This is a genomic window from Ktedonobacter sp. SOSP1-85 (assembly GCF_016587415.1).
Classification (GTDB): domain Bacteria; phylum Chloroflexota; class Ktedonobacteria; order Ktedonobacterales; family Ktedonobacteraceae; genus Ktedonobacter.
On record NZ_BNJI01000001.1, the window covers coordinates 2,842,132 to 2,863,890 of the forward strand.

A 21,759-nucleotide genomic window follows, 5' to 3' on the forward strand; every position below is an offset into this window, starting at 1 on the left:
ACAACATGTTGAGAATTCGGTCCCATACGGTCTTGACTTCTCCCAAGCCTTATGGTAGTGTAATACCACGCGGAAATAAAAGATACAGAACCCAGCACGCCGCGAGCTAGCCAATAAAAGCGATAAAAAGACTGTATATAAGAAAAACGGTTAACACGGGTTGGCTGGCACAGACACAATCTATTGGGAACAATTACCATTTTCATACAAGTGAAAACACTTTCACCCTGGCGTTTTAACTGGTGAGACTGAGAACGTATATTTAGAGTTTTCTAGAGCTTTCCGCCTTTCGCGAGGCATTGCTAGCAGTCAGAACACACGCGTCTGACTGTTCTCTATGTCGTTCCTCTTTCTCAAGCCTGATCCGGCTGTGGACAGGCTTTTTTGATTGTATTTTATAAGAGGTATTAGTCCATGTCTCAAGCATCAGATACATTTGAATTAAATACGGCAAGCAATTCCGAGCAGGGTAGCACCTCTACCGGGGCGACCAGTCCCTCCGACTCTCAAGCAGTACGACGTATTCTCGAAGAAGTTTGTCAGGGCTTTGGACCCGAGGTCAATGTTGATCAATTATTCCAATCTGTAAATGCTACCACGTATGCTGGTATCTCTGATGCGGAGCTGTGGCAGGCACTGATTATGGCGACCCGCACGAACATCGAGTTCGAGCCAGCCTACACTTTTGTCGCTGCCCGCCTCCTGTTGATCAGCCTCTACAATGAGGCCCTCTCTACGACTCAGGGCACACGTGTTGGACTCAATGACGCGGCCAGTATCTATAAAAACTATCTCTCAGACTATGTTGAATTTGGTGTGAGCAAGGGCTATCTCGACCCACGCTTTCAAGAGTATGACCTGGTTGAACTGGCCTCGGCCATCCATCCTGAGCGCGACCAACTCTTCGCTTACCAGGGTTTGCAGATCCTTTATGATCGCTACTTCCTCCAGGACAACAATCGCCGCTTCGAGCTGCCACAGCTGCTCTGGATGCGCGTCGCGATGGGCCTGGCCTTTAACGAAGAGCATAAAGAAGCCCGCGCCATCGAGTTCTACGAACTGCTCTCCCAGTTCTACTTCACCTCGGCGACGCCAACCCTCTTTAACGCTGGTACGGCCCATCCACAGCTCTCATCCTGCTACCTGACGACGGTAGACGATGATCTGTTCCATATCTTCAAGTGCATCCAGGATAACGCCCTGCTCTCCAAGTGGGCTGGTGGCCTGGGTAACGACTGGACGCGCGTGCGCGCTCTAGGCGCGCACATCAAGGGTACCAATGGCATCAGCCAGGGCATCATCCCCTTCCTCAAGGTCGTCAATGATACCGCGGTGGCCGTCAACCAGGGCGGCAAGCGCAAAGGCGCGGTCTGTGCCTACATTGAGAACTGGCACCTGGACATCGAGGAGTTCCTCGATCTGCGCAAGAACACGGGCGATGATCGCCGCCGCACACATGATATGCATACCGCGTGCTGGATCTCCGATCTCTTCATGAAGCGCGTCGAGCGCAACGAGCAGTGGACGCTCTTTAGCCCGGACGTGGTCTCCGATCTGCACGACCTGTACGGTAAGGCCTTCGAGCAGCGCTACGAGGAGTATGAGCGCATGGTTGAGGCAGGCCAGATCACGCACTACCGCCGCGTCTCGGCTCTCGATCTCTGGCGCAAGATGCTGACCCGCCTCTTCGAGACCGGTCATCCCTGGATCACGTTTAAGGATCCTTCCAACGTACGCTCGCCCCAGGATCACGCCGGCGTTGTGCATAGCAGCAACCTCTGCACCGAAATTCTGCTCAACACCTCGAACGACGAGACCGCCGTGTGTAACCTGGGTTCGATTAACCTGGCAGCGCACATCATCGATGGCAAGCTCAATCACGAGCGCTTGCAGAAGACCGTCCGTACAGCAGTTCGCATGCTCGATAATGTGATCGATATTAATTACTATCCAACCGATGAGGCGCGCAATGCCAATCTGCGTCACCGCCCCGTCGGCCTGGGCCTGATGGCCTTCCAGGACGCACTCTACAAACTGGGCGTGAGCTATGCCAGCGAGGCCGCCGTCGAGTTCGCCGACCGCAGCATGGAGGCCATCTCCTACTACGCCATCCTGGCCTCAAGCGAGCTGGCCGCCGAGCGTGGCACCTATGGCAGCTATCAGGGTTCGAAGTGGGATCGCGGCATCCTGCCTATCGATAGCATCGCCATCCTGGAGGAGGAACGCGGTCAGAAGGTCGACATGGACCGCAGCATGACCCTGAATTGGGATAAAGTGCGCACGGCTGTAAAGCAGAATGGTATGCGCAATAGCAATGTCATGGCGATTGCTCCGACCGCGACCATCTCTTCCATCGTTGGCGTCAGCCAGTCGATTGAGCCTAGCTACAAGAACCTCTACGTCAAGAGCAACCTCTCGGGCGAGTTCACGATCATCAATTCCTTCCTGGTTGACGATCTCAAGCGCCTGGAGATCTGGGATCGCAATACGCTGGAAGCCCTCAAGTACTACGACGGCTCCCTACAAGAGATGACCTTCCTGCCGGAGGAGATTCGCCAGCGCTACCTGACCGCCTTTGATATCGAGCCACGCTGGCTCATCGCGTGCGCCAGCCGCCGCCAGAAGTGGATCGACATGGGGCAGTCAATTGACCTCTACCTCTACAATCCCAGCGGCAAGAAGCTCAGTGATATGTACCAGCTAGCCTGGAACAGTGGCCTCAAGACCACGTACTACCTGCGTACCCTGGCCGCGACCCAGGTTGAGAAGTCGACCGTCGATATTAACCGCTTCGGCATTCAGCCTCGCTGGATGAAGAACAGCAGCCCATCGAGCAATATCCAGGTCGAGCGCGAGAATCAGGCCCAGCAGCCTAAGTCAGCTCCTATTCCCCTGGAGCTGAGCGGCGAGGGCGCGGTCTGCAATCTCGGCGATGACTGCGAAGCCTGCCAGTAACACTCACGCAAATTGTAGGGTCCATGCTTGCATGGACTCTAACGCCACCTAAGCGAGATATCCACTAGATGAGTTACGTCTCGCAGGGCCACGCTTTGAGTCCATGCAAGCATGGACCCTACAGATCTCCGCATCATTTAGCGGTTAAACCGATTTATATATAATATAAGGAGCTTCGTAGAGAACATGAGCATATCCTTTGACGATACCCCTATCACACCTACCAATACCACCCCCGCCAGCGAGCAGCAGGCTCAGAAGAAACGCCTAATCAATGGCTGGCACGTTGATGTCAACCAGCTCATGCCCCTCAAGTATCGCTGGGCCTGGGAGCACTATCTCAACGGCTGCGCCAACCACTGGATGCCCACCGAAGTTCCCATGACCAAGGATATCGAGACCTGGCGCTCCAATAAGCTGACCTCCGGCGAGCGCCTCGTCATCATGCGCAACCTGGGTTTCTTCGCCACCGCCGAGAGCCTGGTCGGCAATAATCTCGTGCTCGCGATCTTCAAACACATTACGAACGCCGAGTGCCGTCAGTATCTGCTACGCCAGGCCTTCGAGGAGGCAATCCACACGCACACCTTCCTCTACATTGTGGAGAGCCTGGGACTGAGCGAGCGCGAAGTCTTCAATATGTACCATGAAATCCCCTCGATCAAGGAGAAGGACGAGTTTGAGATGCAGCTGACTTCAGCGGTGCTCGATCCCGATTTCTCGACCGAGACCTTTGAGGGCATGCAGAAGTTCCTGCAAAACTTGATCGGCTACTATATCATCATGGAGGGTATCTTCTTCTACAGTGGCTTCGTGATGATGCTCTCGTTCCATCGCCGCAACCTTATGACTGGCGTGGGCGAGCAATTCCAGTATATTCTGCGCGATGAGACTATCCACCTCAACTTCGGCATCGACCTGATCAATGGCATCAAGGCTGAGAATCCCGAACTGTGGACCGCCGAGTTCCAGGCGCATATCTATGACCTGATCAAGCGTGCCGTGGAGCTGGAGATCGCCTATGCCTATGACTGCTTGCCCAATGGCATCCTCGGCCTGAATGCCGAGTCCTTCCGCAGCTATGTTCAGCACGTCGCCGACCGCCGCCTTGAGCGCATCGGCCTCGCGCCCATCTTCCATTCGTCTCACCCCTTCCCCTGGATGAGCGAGACCATGGACCTGAGCAAAGAGAAGAATTTCTTCGAGACCCGCGTCACCGAGTACCAGGCCGCCTCAACACTCGAGTGGGAATAGACGCGGCATAGCCAGAGAGGACAACCCGGAACGAGAGTCGTTCCGGGTTGTCCTCTTTTATCTATCAGTAACGTTTATCTATGAATGACGCTTTCCAGGGCGTTTCGTAAGCTCGTCCTACGCCTGCTCAGCGACCTGCACATCCTCATCCCAGCGCATCAGCCTCACCACTTTTCCCTTGAGGAAGGTCAGCGCGCCCCCCGCCAGAACCAGCACCACACCCAGAGCCAACACGACCACCTGCGCCAGGTCCAGGCTCGTATTTCCCACATGCACTGTTGGGCGGAGCATATTCGCGCCCAGTGCCACAGCCGCAATCAACATACCAAACACAAACGACGACAGGCCGAGAGCGGACAGGACATTCTTTGGCTGCTGGTTCTTCATTGCTGTTTCTCCTCGCACATACTTTCGATGACCAACACATCGCTACAGGTACAACTATACCGTCCCATTCCCCCAGGCACATGGGACATTTGCACCATTTCTCCTCCATCCACACACTCATCTATTCTTTCTGTCGCGCTTAAAAACGGTAAAGCTGAGGCATCCAATTTTCCTCTCTCACTCTTTTAGACGCTTTCTACACCCATTTTTAGGACAAGAATTATGTAAGTGTAAAAATTGAGCACAATATTTTATACAAAGCGTAATGTGGTAGGATAAGAGCGTGTGCTTGAATACTTGTGGTAGTGGCAATGGTGCCCTATCGTGTCTCCCTGCATTAGCTTCAATGGAGAACAAGCGTATGAGCAAACGTCTCTCAATGGCCGAAGCCGTCGCGCGCTACATTCCCGATGGAGCCTCCGTAGCTCTCGGTCTGGCCCTCGAACCCCTCATTCCCTTTGCCGTCGGACACGAGATCATTCGCCAGCGTCGCCAGAACCTGGCGCTCATTGGCCCCATCTCCGATATCCTCTTTGACCAGTTAATCGGCGCTGGCTGCGTCAGCGCGATCCAGGCCGCCTGGGTCGGCAATGTGAGCGAGGGCCTGGGCCACTGCTATCGCCGCGCCGTAGAGAAACAGCTTCCCCATTCCATCCATGTTGAAGAATATAGCAACCATACCATCGCTCTAGCCCTCCTGGCCGCCAGCGTCGGCTCGCCCTACATACCCACGCGCACCCTGCTGGGAAGCGACATTCCCCGCCAGAACCCACGCCTGCGCGTTGAACGCTCATTCCTAGATGAGGCCCCCATCCTGCTTGTACCCGCGCTCCAGCCAGATGTGACCGTCGTGCATGTGCAACGCAGCGACGAGGAGGGCAATGCCCACGCCTGGGGGAATCTCGGTATCTGTGAAAGCGCCTTTCTGGCCGCACACGATGTAATTATCGTCACCGATGACCTCGTCTCACGCGAGACTATTTTGAGCGATCCCAACCGCGTGCTTGGCCCATCCTACAAGGTTCGCGCCGTAGTGCATGAACCCTGGGGAGCACATCCCTCCTCGGTCCAGGGCTGCTACAATCGCGATCACGCCTTCTATCATGAGTATCACCAGCGCACCCGCACCCAGGAAGGCTTCCAGCAATGGTTGGAGGAATGGGTCCTGAACGTCCCTAACCGCGCTACCTACCTCGCACGCCTGGGAGAAGACCGCATGCGTACCCTGAAAATCAGAGAACATCGCTACGCCTCCCCCGTCGACTATGGTTATTAAATACTTTGTCTATGGCTACTAAATACCTTGTAGGGTCCATGCTGACATGGACTCGCCCGGCCCGCAGGCCGACACCCAGGCGCTGGGAGATCGCTGCGCTCGGAGGCCGAGCAAGCTCTGCCCCTACAGCGTTCCACATAGAAAGGCAATCCATATGGCAAGAGAATATAGCGAGCGCGAACTGATGGTCGTATGCGCGGCACGCCAGATCCGCGATCATGAACTGGTCTTCGTCGGGATGCGCCTCCCTCTATTGGCCTTTGCTCTGGCGAAACGCACGCATGCCCCCAACTGCATTGGCCTCTTTGAGTGTGGCATCGTGCGCGATACGCCCGCGCCCGAACTGCTCTACACCATGGGCGATGCTCCCAACATCACTGGTGCACTCTGGACGACGGATATGGTCAATGTCCTGGGCTCGCTGGCGGCAGGCGACGTTCAGCTTGGCTTCATTGGCGGAGCGGAGATTGACCGCTATGGGAATCTCAACACCTCGCTCATTGGCGACTGGCAGCAGCCACGCGTGCGTCTCCCTGGCAGCGGGGGCGGAGCCGATATCGCCTCGCTCGCACACCGCCTGGCGATCATCATGCCCCATGAACGCCATCGCCTGCGCGAGCGCGTCGATTTTGTGACCAGCCCCGGCTATGGCTATCCCGATGCAGAGGGTCCCGCGGGCAGCTCCTGGCGACGCCGGGTCGGCCTGCCCCGTGGAGGCCCCGCCGCGCTCATCACCACCCTGGGGCTCTTCGCCTTCGATCCAGATAACGGCGAGGCCTTGCTACAATCCTACCATCCAGGCACCTCTATCGAGGAAGTACAGGAACAGACCGGCTGGCCGCTGCGCCTCGCGCCCGACTGCCGCGAGACGCCACCACCCAGCCCCGAGGAACTACACATCATCCGCGAATGCGATCCCCAGGGCGTCTGGACCCGTTAGAGCCGCATGCTGTAGCAGCGTCGCGTCCCTCATGGATGATATACTACAAGCAGAATATTTCTGGCACATAGACCCTGTTTGAGGGGCATATGAGGGCCATGCAGCGTCCCCCGCCCCTCGTTCTCTAGCAAGCATCTAAGGAGAGTTATGACAGAATATCAGTATATCCTCATTGAACGTGACGAGCGCGTCGGGATTGTGACCCTGAACCGTCCCAAAGAATTGAATGCGCTCAATTTCCAGCTTGTAAATGAATTGGCTGACGCGTTGGAGGAGTTTGATCGCGACGAGGCGATTCACTGTATCGTCATTACGGGCTCGGGCGAAAAGGCCTTCGCCGCGGGCGCCGATATCAAGGAGATGTCCGACAAGTCGCCCATCGATATGATGCTGAGCGCCTTCGACGGCTGGCAGCGTATCAAGCGCGTGCATACGCCCCTCATCGCGGCCGTTGGTGGCTACGCCCTGGGCGGCGGCTGCGAGCTGGCGATGCTCTGCGATATGATCATCGCCTCGGAGAACGCGCGCTTCGGCCAGCCTGAGATCCTCATTGGCGTTATCCCCGGCGCGGGCGGCACACAGCGCCTGGCGCGTACTCTCGGCAAGTACCGCGCCATGGAGATGGTGCTGACAGGCGCGCAGATTCCCGCGCAAGAACTGGCCGACCTGGGCCTGGTCAACCGCATCGTGCCCAAGGGCGAACACCTGAAAGCCGCTCTTGAGCTGGCGAAGAAGGTGGCCCAACAAGCTCCTGTTGCCGCACGCCTAGCGAAGGAGTCGGTACTCTCCGCCTTTGAGACCCCGCTGGAAGATGGGCTGGAGATCGAGCGCAAAAACTTCTTCTTGCTCTTCGCGACCGAGGATATGCGCGAGGGTATGCATGCCTTTATTGAGAAGCGCCAGGCCGAGTTCAAAGGCAGGTAGTGCCTCTTGAAAACCTGAGCGCGTGAGCGCTAGTCGCATGAGCGGGCGCTGCGCCCCCCGAATGGGGATTGGTTTTCGTCTAAGGAGATGAAACATGGAAGATGTGGTTATTCTCTCGGCGGTTCGTACGCCCATCGGGCGCTATGGCGGTGTCCTCAAAGATGTACGCCCAGATGATCTGGGCGCCCTGGTCATTCAGGAGGCGCTCAGGCGAGCGCAGGTTGATCCAGCCAGCGTGGAAGATGTGATCTTTGGCTGCGCAAATCAGGCTGGCGAGGATAACCGCAACGTCGCTCGCATGTCGCTGCTCCTGGCGGGCCTCCCTATCACAGTGGCTGGTCAGACGGTGAACCGCCTCTGCGGCTCGGGGCTCCAGGCGCTAAATAGCGCCGCCCAGGCCATTCAAACCGGGGCGGGCGATACATTTATCGCTGGCGGAGTGGAGAGCATGACGCGCGCCCCCTTCGTCATGGGCAAGAGCGACAACGCCTTTGGTCGTGCGCAGAAGCTTGAGGACACAACGCTCGGCTGGCGCTTTGTCAACCCCAAACTGTCCGAGCTGTATCATCCCTATAGCATGGGCGAGACCGCCGAGAACGTTGCCGAGCGCTACCAGATCAGCCGCGAGGCGCAGGACGCCTATGCTCTACGCAGTCACCAGCGCGCCGTCGCCGCTCAGCAGTCAGGAAAGTTTGTCCAGGAAATCGTTGCGGTCGCGATCCCACAAAAGAAGGGCGAGGAGCTCAGCGTCTCCCAGGATGAGCATCCACGCCCCGATACCTCGCTAGAGAAACTGGCGCGCCTGAAGCCAGTCTTCCGTCAGGGAGGCAGCGTGACCGCCGGGAACTCGGCTGGCATCAATGATGGAGCCGCGGCCCTGGTCGTGACCTCCGCCTCCCGCGCCAGGGAATTGGACCTGCGTCCACAGGCGCGCATCGTGGCGACAGCCGTCGCTGGCGTCGACCCGGCCTATATGGGCCTGGGACCCATTCCCGCGACCCGCAAAGCCCTGCAACGCGCAGGACTAACCATGCAGGACATCGACCTGGTCGAGCTGAACGAGGCCTTTGCCTCCCAGGTGCTACAATGCAGCCACGAGCTAGAGATCAACCAGGAGAGGCTCAACGTCAATGGCGGAGCCATCGCCCTCGGCCATCCACTAGGCTGTAGCGGTGCCCGCCTGGTCGTTACTCTGCTCCACGAGTTAGAGCGCAGTGGGGGACGCTATGGCCTCGCGACCATGTGTATCGGCGTCGGCCAGGGCATCGCAACCATTATTGAGCGCCTCTAAACCACACATATAAAACAGGCACGTAGCACTATAAAGTGCGTTACCTATCGGTAGGGACCAGCTTTAGCGCGTCCGAACGCCATGTATGGCAGTGCGGCGTAAGCCAAATTTTTTGGGTGGGCAACAGACGACTCACTTCTCGACATTGTGCCATAGAAACGTTTCGGGCTCCGCCCACAGGCGATCAATCGCCTTCGGACGCGCTAAAGCTGGTCCCTACCAAGGTGTGGCAAATACATTTCCGTTTATTCAGCCTGGACCTCTTCGCCACGCAAAGCCGCCTCATAGGCCTCACGCAATTTGGGTACGGTCTCAAAATTACGCATGGTATCTGGATCGACCCAGCGCATATCTGTCGCCTCCCAGTCCGTCGTAATACTTTCGTCCTCGTTGACGGCAAAAAGGAAGGGATGCACATAGAAGTGACGCCCCAAATCCTGGTCGACATGTTCGACAATCCCACCGCGCCGCAACATACACACCTGCTCACGTGCGAGTCCCGTCTCTTCACGAATCTCGGTATATGCCTGCTGCTCAGGTGAGATCCCTACCTCGACAAATCCACTGATACCAGCCCAGCGACCATGATAACTCCCCACCTGCTGACTTCTTCTCACCAGCAATAAGCGAGTATGCTCTTCCTCACCCCTTTGGAGGAAACAGGTCACGACATGTGTTGGACGCAGTACCGAGCGTGGTACCGCCTTTTTTGAGCTCTGAACATTCATAGAACTTTGCACCTCATTGCGATATTCAGGTTACTTCTTCTCCGAAAACCTGAGCGCGAAGCGCTAGTCACGAAAGTGACGCCGCCTCCCTCGGATGGGGTCAGTTTTCGAAGTAAAGGGTTAGGACGGTGACAACTACAATTATTTTCCGCTATACTAACCACGTTACATACGTCAACAAAATTTTTCTCGCGTGGAACTTTACAGATACTCCATCGCTGGATCGCTACATAGTTCCGCCACTACACCGAACGCATACAATTTTTAGCCGTGAGAGCAGGTATTCTACAAATGAGCATACAGCATACACCTTCAGCTATCACGACCGATAGCTCAGCCCCGGCCACGCGTAGTCTCCGCCAGGCATGGAACGAATTTCTCTCCCCCTGGTGGCAGGCGACGCGTAACATTCTCTTCTTATACATTATCACACGCCTGATTTTTCTACTACTCACCTATTTTGGGGGCGTCCTCTTCAATATCCCGAACTATTCGTACGATCATCTCTCTTTTAATACTATGCTTCATACCTGGTATCGCTGGGACGCCATTCGCTTTATCACCATCGCCACCAGTGGCTACACCAAGGTGCAGAACGCAGCCTTCTTTCCGCTCTATCCCGCACTTGTGGCCCTTACCAGTAAGATCATTCCGACCCATAGCATACTTGTTGCCAGCATGCTGGTCTCAAATGTAGCCACGCTCGGCATGATGGTTATGCTCTACCGCTTTGTGGAGATGGAGTTTAGTAGAGAGCTTGCGCAACGCACCGTCTTCTACCAGGCCATCTTCCCCACGGCGTTCTTCTTTTTTGCTGGCTATAACGAGTCGCTTTTTATCTTTTTGATGCTCGGCTGCTTTTATGCCCTGCGCCGGGGAGCCTGGTGGTTCGCGGGCGTCTTCGGCTTCCTGGCTGCAATGAGCCGCTCTATCGCGATCCTACTCTTTGTTATCTTCTTCTGTGAGTATGTGCGCCAGCGCTGGCCAGAGCTGCACCCCAATCTGCGCCCAGTGCGTCCTGTGGCCCTGCTGAAACACATTCCACACCTGTTGCCAGCGCTCCTCATTCCACTGGGGCTTATTGTCTATATGCTTGGTCTGTATGTACGCCTGGGTGATCCTCTGGCCTTCTCGCATGCCCAGGTAGACTGGCGTACCGGCGCGGTCATTCCTGGAATGGCAATCTACCAATCCCTGCAACAGCTTGTCGTGCATAGTCCCTTGAGCTTCTCTACACCACATATCTTGATTGACCTGGGTACGTTTATAGCCTTCCTGGTCCTCTTCCTCCTGGCGATCTTTGGACGAGATCGCCTCCCACGCGATCAATGGCCGCTGCTAGTCTTCTGGGGCTGCGCCCTGCTTTACGCCATCCTCTGGCCAGGCGTTCCTGGCGCTCCTGGACAGGGCTACGATCCAATGCCTTCCACACAGCGCTTTGTGCTGGAACTCTTTATGGCCTTTATCATCCTTGCCCGCCTGGGAGAGCGCTCACCTAAATTCCATCAAGCCTATCTGCTGCTCTCACTCCCTTTCCTTACCTTCCTGACCCTGCAATTTATGACCGGACATTGGACGGTATAATACAATCATCACGCATTGGCAGGATATTTGGTTACCTACAAAATCAGCCAGATATCCTGCTTGCTTGCCCGCTCCCCCCTTGCTCTCCGCCATATCCCCCATTTTTCAGCCTTGACGTAGCCTTCCCACTCTTATATAGTATGCTAGGCGCATAATATACCTTCTGATATGGCGTGAGCGTGTGCATAGCCGCACGCTTAGTCGTATGGTTTGATGAACGCTTTCCCGCGCAAGCAGGCAAAAATAGAGTAGGATGCATTTGCGCTTTTTGCGCACGCTCCTCTCGCGAGGACATATACAGAATACCCTTGTTATCTTTTTTTAATGTATAATTCGGTTGTACGTTCCATCCGTTTGCAGAATGCCTTGAAAGCCCATCATTGAAGAACATCATATTAAGCGCTGCACCATTCCATATTGCATAGTGTTATGTTTCTTTTCATATGAGTGAACACGTTTAAGACGCCTCGCCACTTCATGGCTCGGGGTTATGGGTGTGATGGTGGGCTGGCAGAGCTAGCCCACCATCACACCCATAACCCCGAGCGAAGTACCGCAGGTGCTGAGAACTGTTATGAAGGGAAGCTGACAGACAGTCCAAGCATGAATTACAAAGGGAATGGAACACTTATACTGCTATTCCAAGCCTATAATGGCCTGTTTACCACGACCGGGAGGTAGGCCGTCGTGTCACCACAAATAAGTTTGTTATTAGTAGCATTTTTGCTCATCATTGGCGTACTCATGGCCCTGTACTCTGGTTATCAATATGGGATAACTAAAAGTAAAGGACGCCATGAAACGAATCTACGCGAGCTTCGCGAGACCAGTGAACAGAAATTATTGGAAGTCCAAACCGAACAGCGGGAGGCGTTGCGGGAAGCACGCGAAGAGACCGCACGCTTTCGCGCGACCATAGAGAAAGAGAATGCGGAGCGCCGCTCTGAGCTGCAACGCCAGGAGCGCCGTATTCTAACTAAAGAAGAGAACCTGGAGCGCAAGCTGGACAACCTGGAACTACGCGAGCGTAAACTCAATACAAAGGAGCGCGACCTGGAACAGGCCCGCGACAAGATTGAGGAACTCAAGCGCCAGCACCTGCTTGAACTTGAACGCCTGGCACAGATGACAGAGGAGGAGGCTCAGCAACTGCTCCTCTCGCGCATCGAGGCCCAGGTGCGTGTTCAGGCAGCCCAGCGTACGCGTCTGATCGAAGAGCAGGCGCGTGAGGAGGCTGAGTCCCGCGCACGCGAGATCATCACCCTGGCGATCCAGCGCTGTGCCTCCGACCAGGTAGCAGAGGCCGTTGTCTCCGTTGTGCCGCTTCCTAATGATGAGATGAAAGGGCGTATCATCGGACGTGAGGGCCGCAATATCCGCGCCCTGGAAGCCGCCACCGGGGTTGACCTGATCATTGATGATACCCCCGAGGCAGTCATTCTCTCGGGATTTGATCCCGTCAGGCGTGAAGTGGCCCGCCTCGCCCTGACCAAGCTCATCATTGATGGACGTATTCACCCGGCACGCATTGAAGATGTCGTGGCCAAGGCCCGCCAGGAGGTGGATATCATCATCCGCGAGGCGGGTGAGAATGCCGCGCTGGAGGCCAATGTTCATGGCCTGCAACCAGAACTGCTCAAGATTCTGGGGCGCCTGCACTTCCGCACGAGCTATGGGCAGAACGTGCTGGCCCACTCGGTCGAGGTCTCGATTCTGGCTGCGACCATCGCGCATGAACTGGGCGCCGACGTCAATGTGTGTAAGGCTGCGGCCCTACTGCATGACATGGGCAAGGCCATTGACCAGGAGGTCGAGGGGCCACACGCCATCATCAGTGGCGAGGTCGCGCGGCGCTTCGGCAAGTCGCCGCGCATCGTGCATGCCATCGTTGCCCACCACGCCAGCGAGACCGAGCCTCAGACCCTCGAAGCAGCTATCGTGCAGGCCGCGGACGCCATCTCGGCGGCTCGCCCTGGCGCGCGCCGTGAGACGGTTGACCTCTACATCAAACGCCTGGAGGCACTTGAGCATATCGCCAATTCATTTACCGGAGTTGAGAAATCCTTCGCCATTCAGGCCGGGCGCGAGGTGCGCATTATCGTGAAACCTGAAGAGGTGGATGAGTACAGCGCCTCCCAGCTTGCCAGCGAGATCGCTCACAAAATTGAAGAGAGCCTTGATTATCCAGGCCAGATTAAAATCTGCGTCGTCCGCGAAACACGCGCGGTCGACTACGCCCGCTAAAGAAACATCTGGGAGGTATGGGTGTGGGACAGAGGGTGCGAGTACACCCTCTGTCCCACACCCATACCTCCTTAAAGCATAGAAGAGGTACAAAGATCACTCATGAAAAATCTTGTCGATCTTCACACCCATTCCACCGCATCTGATGGCATCTATTCTCCCACGGAACTCCTGAGCCATGCTCACGAGGCCGGACTCAAGGTCATGGCCCTCACCGATCACGACAGCACCAATGGCCTGGACGAGGCACTGGAGGCCGCGCGCCAATATGACATTGATCTACTACCTGGTATCGAGTTAAACACCGATTTCAGTGGGGGAGAGGTCCATGTCCTGGGATATTTCCTTGAGTACAAACGGCCAGCCTTTCAGCACATCTTGCAGAGCCTACGCAACGCGCGTGAGCATCGTGGGCAACGCATGGTTGAACAGTTGAATGAGGCTGGCATCCATATCACCTGGGAGCAGGTGCGCGAAATTGCCCAGGGATCGGTCGGGCGCCCCCATGTCGCGCGAGCCTTGCTTGAAGCAGGCTATGTCCAGAGCATCCCTGAGGCCTTCGAGAAATATATTGGCAACGGCCAGGTCGGCTACGTACCGCGCTATAAGCTGGCACCAATAGACGCCGTTCGCCTGATTGCCAGCGCCAACGGCCTGCCCGTCGTGGCGCATCCCTATGATCATCCAGGAGTCGTTCGCCTGCAAGAATGGCTGCCAGATCTCTGCAAGGCAGGACTCGTGGGGCTGGAGACCTACTACGGCTACTACTCCACAGAACAGGAGACAACCCTGCTCCAGCTAGCGAAAATCTATGGCCTCATCCCAACCGGAGGCTCAGATTTTCATGGGCCTGGCATCCATCCCACTCCGCTAGGTGGTCGCTACGTCCCCTATGAGACCGTCGAACGCCTCAAGGCTGCCGCCGTGGCACGCCAAGGGCAGGAGCCTCCCACCTTTGAACTCTCTACCCCCGTCGAATAAAAAAAGATGTGTTTGGCTGGGATCTTTGATCCCAGCCAAACACATCTTTTTTTTATTTCTATACCCTCCAGACGGCTTCTCTCCAGCCTCTCTCGCGCCAGCGGCTCTGTCCGCCTGCTCCATCTTCCTGGGGCTGCGTCCGAAGCTGCTTCTCTTTTATAGCCGCGTCCATTAGCAAGCTAGCGGCAAGCGCTGCAACCTGCTCAAGCGATGGCTCCTCCTGGGCATCTTGCTCCGCCGATATCTGCGCTTTATGCCCATCCCACTCTTGGGCGATAAAGTCTGTCGACATATCGCCTGCGAGAAAACGCGGTTGCTCCATTAGCCAGCGCGCGAAGGGCAACGTAGTGCGCACCCCCACCACCTGGTATTCAGCCAGGGCGCGGCGCATACGCGCGATGGCCTGCTCTCGATCCTTGCCCCAGACAACCAGCTTGGAGAGCAGCGGATCATAATACAGTGGCACCTGCAAGCCCGCATAGAGGCTGCTCTCAACCCGTACACCCGGTCCACCTGGCTCCTGCAACGCGCTTACAGTTCCAGTGGCAGGCAGGAAGCGGTTCTCGGGATCTTCCGCCGAGATGCGACACTCAATCGCAGACCCCCGCAAGACGATATCTTCCTGGGTAAAGGAGAGGGGCAGGCCCGCGGCCACGCGGAACTGCTCCTGGACAAGGTCAACTCCTGTACACCATTCTGTGACAGGATGCTCGACCTGGATACGCGCATTGACCTCCAGGAAATAGAAATTACCATCTGGTCCAACCAGGAACTCCGCCGTGCCAGCGTTAACATAGCCAATAGAGCGAATCAAATTTAGCGCCGCCGAGGTCATACGCTCACGCAATTCTTCATCGACAATAGGCGAGGGGCACTCTTCAATCAGCTTCTGGTGGCGACGCTGAATACTACACTCGCGCTCTCCCAGGTGAACCGCATTACCATGCGTATCGGCGATAAACTGCACCTCGATATGGCGCGCGGGCGTAATAGCCTTCTCAAGGTAGACGCGCCCATCGCCAAAGGCGCTCTGAGCCTCGCTGCGTGCCGTCCGTAACGAGGATGAGAGATCCCTGGCCTCACGTACCAGGCGAATACCCTTGCCACCACCACCCGCCGCGGCTTTCAGCAGAATAGGATATCCCAGGCCCTCGGCAATCTCCAGCGCCACCTGGTCATCCTCTACATCTGCCATCGCGCCAGGAACAATGGGAACTCCCGCCGCCTGGGCAGTGCGGCGAGCCGCGGTCTTCTCACCCATCGCAAGCTGTGCCTCAACGGGAGGGCCCACAAAAATCAGTCCCGCCTGCTGGCAGGCACGCACGAACTCGGCGTTCTCCGCCAGAAAACCATAACCGGGATGAACCGCCTGGGCGCCTGATTGCTTCGCAACCTCTAACAACGTTGGAATATGTAGATAGCTCTGTGACGCCTGGGCAGGTCCTATATGATACGCCTCGTCGGCCATACGTACGTGCAGGGCATCGCGATCCGCGTCACTGTAGACAGCAACACTGCGCAAGCCTAGTTCGCGACAAGCACGAATGATGCGCAGCGCTATCTCTCCGCGGTTCACGATCAACACTTTACGAAATGGCCAGAGATCAAGAGAGTTGGCATGCATATGAAGGCTCCTTCGACTTCAGGTATTTTTCCTTGACACAGTATAACATGCCATAAACATCGACGACTAGGAAAAAAAGGCCATTCTTTTGGAAGAGTATTTCTTTTCACTATAAAGTACGCTACACTCCAATGTAGCCCTTTCAAATCTGAAACTCACCCACTCAGCAATGTGCCTTGTAGTCCACAATTCATAAAATCATCACCCTGCCGCCTGCGGAGGACACGCATACAATGTTTAAGTCTATTGCGAATATTCCAATCTTTCGCCGCCTCTTCTACGCCTTTCTTTTGGCGGCAGTCGTTCCTGGTCTTATCATCATCATCCTTGGATTTGTCTTCACAAATACGATCAACGGTCGTAGCGCCCAACTACGCTACGCGACAAACATGATCGAGGATAGCGCGTATATCAAATCGGAGATTCGCCTCTTGCGCGATCAGCCAGACTTGATTCGGTCTAACCTCTCCAATGGTGATCGCCTGACGAACTTTGTCCAGAACCTCGATGCCCAGGCCAGTGAGATTGATCGCAACCTCAGCCAATTTAAGGACAAGTATTCGCTTCAAGATTCCCCTAAGATGAAGGGTATTCTCGACGCCGTCACCGCTGATTCAGCCGACACCAATATTCCACGTGTTCAGACGCAGACTCTTAACCTGCTAACAAGCACCACCTGGCGTCAATACTACGCGGCAGAACAGAGGCTGGATAACCACGATATGCCAAATGGCGACAAAACTGCTATCCTGAACGATCTCCAAACATTAGATAGCAAATATAAAGAGCTCTCCGACCGCTGGGGCTTCGTTGATGTCTACGCGACCGAGATAAGCAACATCGTGGCCGATCCCGGAGCGTCCCTGAACAATACCCTTATCAGCGCGACCACTATCTCTTTCCTGTTTACCATCACCATCATCATCGTTATCGGTTACGTCGTCAACCGCACCATTACTGATCCCCTGCGCGACCTCGCTAACCTGACCAAGCGTATCGCCCGCGGCGAGACAAACGCACGCGCTAATATCGATGGGCGCGACGAGATCTACACCGTCGCCACCTCCATGAATAACATGCTTGATAACATCGTTCGCCTGATTCAAGAGACACAATCGCAGCGCGACGTTCTACAGGGACAAGTTGAAAAGCTGGTGAGTGAGGTCAGTGGTGTTGGTGAAGGTGACCTGCGCGTTCAGGCTGAGGTCACCGCGGACGCTCTGGGTGTGCTGGCCGACTCCTTCAATTATATGGTTGAAGAGCTAGGCAGCCTGGTCGTACGTGTCAAGATGGTGGCAGGCGAGGTCGAAAAATCGGCTACCTCTACCCTCGACCGTATGACGCAGTTGGTAGAGACCGGCGACATTCAGATCGGCCAGATTGGTGAAGCCGAGGCCGTGGTCGAACAACTCGCATCCTCCAGCCGCCAGGTCGCCAGCCGTTCTCAAGTACTCCTGGAAGTAGCGAATCAGGCGCGTACCGATGCCCGCGCCGGTCGTAACTCGGTGTATCAAGCCATCGAAGGCATGGGACGCATCAACGAAAACGTACAGACCACTGCGAGTAAAGTCCAGAACCTGGGTGACCGCTCACGCGAAATCAATGAAATTGCTGAAGTTATCTCCAGCATCGCCCACCAGACAAATCGACTCGCGCTCGACGCCGCCATCCAGGCCGCCATGGCCGGTGAGAACGGTAAGGGCTTTGGCGCCGTTGCCGCCGACATCCGCCGCCTGGCCGAACGCTCAAAGGAGCAGGCAGGCTTTATTAACCGCCTGGTACGCAGCATTCGTGAAGACATTGGCGCGGTAGCAGTCTCCATGCAAGATACGCAGCGCGAGACGGCTGGCGGAGCACAATTGACGCAGCAGGCCGGTATCTCCCTGGGTTCGATCTTCGCCGCCATTGAAAACCAGGCCCGTGAAATTGATGGCATCAACCAGCTAGCCGTTGAACAGCTCACATCAACTGGCTCCGTCGTAAACCTGATGCATGCCGTCTCGGAGTCGACGCATCAGAGCAACGCAAGCACACGCGATGCCTCCGAGAACATGGAGCGCCTGGCACGCCTGGTTGAACAGCTACGCGCCTCGGTGGAAGCCTTTAAGCTGCGCGAAAATGAAGGCTATCTTGCCCCTAATAGCAACGCTCGCATCTCGGTCGACGATGGGAACAATCCTGGAGTCCCTATGGCAAACACGTTCCGTACTGTCTCATCAACCGCCATGCCAGCCTATTCACCAAATTCAGATAATCGCGGCTTCGATAATGGCTACGGTGATTTCAATCAGTTCTCGCCCCAGTTCCCGGTCGAAGCTCAGGCCAACAGCAGAGGGTGGAATGCAGGGCTGCCACCAACCCGCAATAATCCACCTCGCTTGAATGCTCCCCAGAAAAACGGGCAACCATACAATAACGGTGGCGACTACAATGGCAATAACAATAGCAATGGCAACCGAGGCTATCCACAGAATCCGCAAAATTCGAACTGGTAATCAACAAACGAAAAAGAGAGCGCTGTCATTTGTGACAGCGCCCTCTTTTTCGTCTACCAGCTGTAGGATCCAAGCTCGCTTGGACTATCTGCGAGCTACAGAGCGCTGGCGTACCGCCTCATAGAGCAGAATGCCCGCAGCCATTGCGGCGTTGAGCGACTCAATGCCAGCCGCCTGGGGGATAGCTACAGGGATGGTTGCCAGGGCACGCGCGGCCTGCGAAGGACCATGCGCCTCGTTTCCGATGATGAGCGCAAAAGGCGCCACGAGATCGAGGTCGAAGTACACATTGGGGCTGTGTGCCTCTGCCATCAATACCCGCTCCTGGCAATGTGCCCGCACGCGCTCCTGAATCTCATCCCAGTTGACATTGCTCTCAACAGGCAAGAAGAGGTGAGCGCCAGCAGCAGAACGAATCACCTTGGGGTTAAAACAATCGACACAGTTGGGTGTCAGAAGCACACGCTCAACATCAGCGGCCAGGGCGGTACGCATAATGGTCCCCATATTACCTGGATCAGCCAGGTCGTCCAGAATCAGGAGCGCGGGGCGCGATGCGGGTGCACGTCGCCGGATCACGGTCGCGGCCTCAAAGGACGCCAGGTCCATGACACACACAATTCCCTGAGAGGTCTGTACGTCGCTAATGGCTTCCATTACCCGCTCACTGACTTCAAAGAGCTGCTGCTCGCCCAATTCGGCGTTTTTCACCCGCTCAAGTAAGAGTCGGGTCTCAGCCTGGCGCTGCATGACCTCCGGCTGGTAGTATACCTCCAGCGGAATCATCCCCGCGTCCAGCAGCGCCAGCAAGAGGTGCGGCCCCTCCAAAAGACACTGGCCACTTTTTTTGCGCCCACGCGCGGTATGCAAACGCTGTAGCTTACTCACACGCGGATTAGCTGTACTACTAATCAATGTCATGTTTTTTCCCTCTGTAGTGGCGCAAAAGAATGCGCCGGAACCAGCACGCTGGTTCCGGCGCATTCTTTTGCGCTACTACTGCAATCCTTACTTGGCGGCTTCAACAGCCGCGAGCGCGGCCTTCACCACAGCGCTAAAGGCGTCCATGTCATTGACAGCCATCTCAGCAAGAATCTTGCGGTCGACGTCGATGTTGGCAACATGAATGGCGTGCATCAAAGTGCTATAAGAAATGCCATGCATGCGCGCGGCGGCGTTGATACGCGTGATCCAGAGGCTACGCATATCGCGCTTGCGGTTACGGCGGTCGCGATACATGTAAGCCATTGAGCGCATGACTGATTCATGCGCCGGGCGGAATAAGCGCTTACGTGTACCACGGTGGCCTTCCGCAAATTGTAAAAGTTTTTTATGCTTCTTGTGGGCAGGTACGCCACGTTTTACTCTTGGCATAGTTCTTTAGAATCCTCCGTTTAAATCTTAACAACTAGAAGGCGTAAGGCAGCAAGCGCTTCAGACGACGTGTATCGGCTGTCGCGAGCTGGAACTTCTTGTCGGCCGATTGGGTGAAATGGGAGGACTTGTTGGTGCGCAGGTGGTTGATGGCCACTTTACGACGCATGAACTTGCCGGAGCCGGTCACCTGGACCCGCTTGGCCATGGCTTTGTGTGTCTTCAGTTTCTGCTTCATGACTCTTCTTTCCATTTTCTGGCGGGGTAGACAATAAATGAGAGCAACTGCTTTCTATGCAGCCATACCTCTTCACAATTCTCATGGCTGCCTGTGTTTCCCACACAAAAACAGCCGCTCAATTGCTAACGCAGCGCATCAACCTTTTTCTCTGTAGTCTCATGCTCTCATATCAAGAACAGCCAACAGTGTGAGGGTCGAAGACACCTACATCAGAAGAGGGCGGTACTATAACGTATCCCGCAATGCTTGAATGCTAAATTTTTCAGCCCTTTCAAGCAATAAGCACTCCATCAAAGGCGCAGAGAAGCCTTTTTCAAGAGATATTCCCCGCTTGCGTGAACGATTATAGCATAACTGGCTCTCTCTTCGCAATATGGAGCCTTCCCTTTCTTCTCTTTAAGTCACATTTCTTTTGAAGCCGCGCAGAGAGGGCCTGGAGAGCCAACCAGGGCGCGAAAGGCGGCTGCTAAAGCGGCTTAGCCCACGCCGAGGCTTGATCGGCTCTTCGGGGACGCTACGCGCGCGTGCCATACGCCAGGCTGCATGTATACAGAGTCCCCATCCCCAGAGCAGAAACGGGAGGCAGATACCCAGCAAGCCAGCCAGTTCCCAACCAGGCTGTTGTAGCCCATAATCATATGTGGCAAGCGCGCCAATCTGGAGCAGGAAGAGTAAGGCCAGACTACGCCAGCTCCCGGTACACAGCAATAACACCAGGGGCAGCAACAAACTTGCCGGTCGATATACAGGATGCAGATAAGCCAGCAATAATAGCAACCAGGCCGCACAAAAAGCGAGTAGTTCTAGCGTCTGAGCCAGCCAGAGGCTAAAGCCAAGAAAGCACGCCATCACTACTAGCTCACCCACCACCCACCACGAAGGGTGCCACATGTCTACAACCCAGCCAGGATGGCCCCTGATAAGTGCAAGCAGGCCCGCCTCCAATGAAGCATGCGCCTCTGGCGACCAGAAGATCATCTGCCCCTGCTGGAACAGACCCCCTCCTCCCCAACCTTGCCAATACGGCAGATAGGTAAGCCCCAGCGCAAAAAGGCTCAGCACACACAACAGAGTCCACTGCCCAAGATGTCGCCAGCGCGAGGCATGCCATAGCGCGTTCTCCCGGATAAAGAAGCCTGCACAGAGCGGGAGCAGTACGACACAGGGGGGATACATCAGCATTGCCAGCAGTAGAAAGAGCCAGCCAACCAGCAAAGCCCCGCGCAACCAGCACCAGAGCACGACGCATAGCAGGCAAATTACCACGATCTCCACATGCATCTGCGCGATACCCAGTGCCAATACCAGGGGATTCCAGGCATATAGTAGCACGGCCGAAATCCGCCATTCTGGCTTCAGGTGCTTCGTCAACTGCCAGAGCAGAGCTATCGTCAAGAAGTAAGCCACGCTCCCAAGCAAGCGCAAACCCAGCACCTGCCATCCCACATGCTCCCGCGCCAC

General features: G+C 55.8%; 17 protein-coding genes. 10 read left to right on the forward strand and 7 right to left on the reverse strand.

Annotated elements, in window-relative coordinates; genetic code table 11:
• The first annotated feature begins 414 nt into the window (after positions 1-414).
• Entirely contained in the window at positions 415-2,955 is a 2,541-nt protein-coding gene (locus KTE_RS11840; RefSeq protein WP_201381248.1) for a ribonucleoside-diphosphate reductase subunit alpha, read from the forward strand.
• Between the two features lie 186 nt (positions 2,956-3,141).
• Positions 3,142-4,209: a ribonucleotide-diphosphate reductase subunit beta gene (locus tag KTE_RS11845; RefSeq protein WP_201381249.1), complete on the forward strand. Its 1,068-nt coding sequence runs from the start codon at positions 3,142-3,144 to the stop codon at positions 4,207-4,209.
• 117 nt (positions 4,210-4,326) lie between these two features.
• On the opposite strand, the gene KTE_RS11850 is transcribed toward KTE_RS11845, so the two are convergent.
• Complete coding sequence (locus KTE_RS11850) at positions 4,327-4,596, reverse strand: hypothetical protein (protein WP_201381250.1); 270 nt, start codon at positions 4,594-4,596, stop codon at positions 4,327-4,329.
• 361 nt (positions 4,597-4,957) lie between these two features.
• Between KTE_RS11850 and KTE_RS11855 the strand changes: the two genes are divergently transcribed.
• From KTE_RS11855 to pcaF, 4 genes are all read left to right on the forward strand, one after another.
• Complete coding sequence (locus tag KTE_RS11855) at positions 4,958-5,872, forward strand: CoA transferase subunit A (RefSeq protein WP_201381251.1); 915 nt, start codon at positions 4,958-4,960, stop codon at positions 5,870-5,872.
• A 154-nt stretch (positions 5,873-6,026) separates the two neighbouring features.
• On the forward strand, positions 6,027-6,812 hold the full coding sequence (locus KTE_RS11860) for a CoA-transferase subunit beta (protein WP_236600376.1): 786 nt from the start codon (positions 6,027-6,029) through the stop codon (positions 6,810-6,812).
• 147 nt (positions 6,813-6,959) lie between these two features.
• Positions 6,960-7,736, forward strand: coding sequence for an enoyl-CoA hydratase-related protein (locus KTE_RS11865; RefSeq protein ID WP_201381255.1), 777 nt, complete (start codon positions 6,960-6,962; stop codon positions 7,734-7,736).
• A 94-nt stretch (positions 7,737-7,830) separates the two neighbouring features.
• On the forward strand, positions 7,831-9,027 hold the full coding sequence (pcaF, locus tag KTE_RS11870) for a 3-oxoadipyl-CoA thiolase (RefSeq protein WP_201381257.1): 1,197 nt from the start codon (positions 7,831-7,833) through the stop codon (positions 9,025-9,027).
• A gap of 245 nt (positions 9,028-9,272) precedes the next feature.
• Here the strand turns inward: pcaF and KTE_RS11875 are convergent, their stop codons facing one another.
• Positions 9,273-9,755, reverse strand: coding sequence for an NUDIX pyrophosphatase (locus KTE_RS11875; protein WP_201381259.1), 483 nt, complete (start codon positions 9,753-9,755; stop codon positions 9,273-9,275).
• 291 nt (positions 9,756-10,046) lie between these two features.
• On the opposite strand from KTE_RS11875, the gene KTE_RS11880 reads away from it, so the two are divergent.
• From KTE_RS11880 to KTE_RS11890, 3 genes are all read left to right on the forward strand, one after another.
• Positions 10,047-11,339, forward strand: a complete 1,293-nt coding sequence (locus KTE_RS11880; RefSeq protein WP_201381261.1) for a mannosyltransferase family protein — start codon at positions 10,047-10,049, stop codon at positions 11,337-11,339.
• A 687-nt stretch (positions 11,340-12,026) separates the two neighbouring features.
• The gene (rny, locus tag KTE_RS11885; protein WP_201370491.1) at positions 12,027-13,583 is read left to right on the forward strand and encodes a ribonuclease Y; all 1,557 of its coding nucleotides are present in this window, start codon (positions 12,027-12,029) and stop codon (positions 13,581-13,583) included.
• 102 nt (positions 13,584-13,685) lie between these two features.
• The gene (locus KTE_RS11890; RefSeq protein WP_201381263.1) at positions 13,686-14,564 is read left to right on the forward strand and encodes a PHP domain-containing protein; all 879 of its coding nucleotides are present in this window, start codon (positions 13,686-13,688) and stop codon (positions 14,562-14,564) included.
• Positions 14,565-14,622: 58 nt separating this feature from the next.
• On the opposite strand, the gene accC is transcribed toward KTE_RS11890, so the two are convergent.
• Positions 14,623-16,188 (reverse strand): acetyl-CoA carboxylase biotin carboxylase subunit, encoded by a 1,566-nt coding sequence (gene accC, locus KTE_RS11895; RefSeq protein WP_201381265.1) that lies wholly within the window; start codon positions 16,186-16,188, stop codon positions 14,623-14,625.
• A 233-nt stretch (positions 16,189-16,421) separates the two neighbouring features.
• Here accC and KTE_RS11900 point away from each other — a divergent pair, with 233 nt between their 5' ends.
• Positions 16,422-18,683 (forward strand): methyl-accepting chemotaxis protein, encoded by a 2,262-nt coding sequence (locus KTE_RS11900; protein ID WP_201381267.1) that lies wholly within the window; start codon positions 16,422-16,424, stop codon positions 18,681-18,683.
• 84 nt (positions 18,684-18,767) lie between these two features.
• Here the strand turns inward: KTE_RS11900 and KTE_RS11905 are convergent, their stop codons facing one another.
• The 4 genes from KTE_RS11905 to KTE_RS11920 form a co-directional block, all read right to left on the reverse strand.
• Entirely contained in the window at positions 18,768-19,604 is an 837-nt protein-coding gene (locus tag KTE_RS11905; protein ID WP_201381269.1) for an RNA methyltransferase, read from the reverse strand.
• An 87-nt stretch (positions 19,605-19,691) separates the two neighbouring features.
• The gene (gene rplT / locus KTE_RS11910) at positions 19,692-20,057 is read right to left on the reverse strand and encodes a 50S ribosomal protein L20 (RefSeq protein ID WP_007908520.1); all 366 of its coding nucleotides are present in this window, start codon (positions 20,055-20,057) and stop codon (positions 19,692-19,694) included.
• A gap of 34 nt (positions 20,058-20,091) precedes the next feature.
• Positions 20,092-20,295: a 50S ribosomal protein L35 gene (gene rpmI, locus KTE_RS11915; RefSeq protein ID WP_007908521.1), complete on the reverse strand. Its 204-nt coding sequence runs from the start codon at positions 20,293-20,295 to the stop codon at positions 20,092-20,094.
• A gap of 399 nt (positions 20,296-20,694) precedes the next feature.
• Positions 20,695-21,744, reverse strand: coding sequence for a hypothetical protein (locus KTE_RS11920; RefSeq protein ID WP_201381271.1), 1,050 nt, complete (start codon positions 21,742-21,744; stop codon positions 20,695-20,697).
• Between the last annotated feature and the right edge of the window lie 15 nt (positions 21,745-21,759).

Excerpts from the sequence above, each read along its gene's own strand:
- KTE_RS11840 (WP_201381248.1), top strand. The coding sequence starts at position 415 with ATGTCTCAAGCATCAGATACATTTGAATTAAATACGGCAAGCAATTCC.
- KTE_RS11845 (WP_201381249.1), top strand. The coding sequence starts at position 3,142 with ATGAGCATATCCTTTGACGATACCCCTATCACACCTACCAATACCACC.
- KTE_RS11850 (WP_201381250.1), bottom strand. The coding sequence starts at position 4,596 with ATGAAGAACCAGCAGCCAAAGAATGTCCTGTCCGCTCTCGGCCTGTCG.
- KTE_RS11855 (WP_201381251.1), top strand. The coding sequence starts at position 4,958 with ATGAGCAAACGTCTCTCAATGGCCGAAGCCGTCGCGCGCTACATTCCC.
- KTE_RS11860 (WP_236600376.1), top strand. The coding sequence starts at position 6,027 with ATGGCAAGAGAATATAGCGAGCGCGAACTGATGGTCGTATGCGCGGCA.
- KTE_RS11865 (WP_201381255.1), top strand. The coding sequence starts at position 6,960 with ATGACAGAATATCAGTATATCCTCATTGAACGTGACGAGCGCGTCGGG.
- pcaF (WP_201381257.1), top strand. The coding sequence starts at position 7,831 with ATGGAAGATGTGGTTATTCTCTCGGCGGTTCGTACGCCCATCGGGCGC.
- KTE_RS11875 (WP_201381259.1), bottom strand. The coding sequence starts at position 9,755 with ATGAATGTTCAGAGCTCAAAAAAGGCGGTACCACGCTCGGTACTGCGT.
- KTE_RS11880 (WP_201381261.1), top strand. The coding sequence starts at position 10,047 with ATGAGCATACAGCATACACCTTCAGCTATCACGACCGATAGCTCAGCC.
- KTE_RS11890 (WP_201381263.1), top strand. The coding sequence starts at position 13,686 with ATGAAAAATCTTGTCGATCTTCACACCCATTCCACCGCATCTGATGGC.
- accC (WP_201381265.1), bottom strand. The coding sequence starts at position 16,188 with ATGCATGCCAACTCTCTTGATCTCTGGCCATTTCGTAAAGTGTTGATC.
- KTE_RS11900 (WP_201381267.1), top strand. The coding sequence starts at position 16,422 with ATGTTTAAGTCTATTGCGAATATTCCAATCTTTCGCCGCCTCTTCTAC.
- KTE_RS11905 (WP_201381269.1), bottom strand. The coding sequence starts at position 19,604 with ATGACATTGATTAGTAGTACAGCTAATCCGCGTGTGAGTAAGCTACAG.
- rplT (WP_007908520.1), bottom strand. The coding sequence starts at position 20,057 with ATGCCAAGAGTAAAACGTGGCGTACCTGCCCACAAGAAGCATAAAAAA.
- rpmI (WP_007908521.1), bottom strand. The coding sequence starts at position 20,295 with ATGAAGCAGAAACTGAAGACACACAAAGCCATGGCCAAGCGGGTCCAG.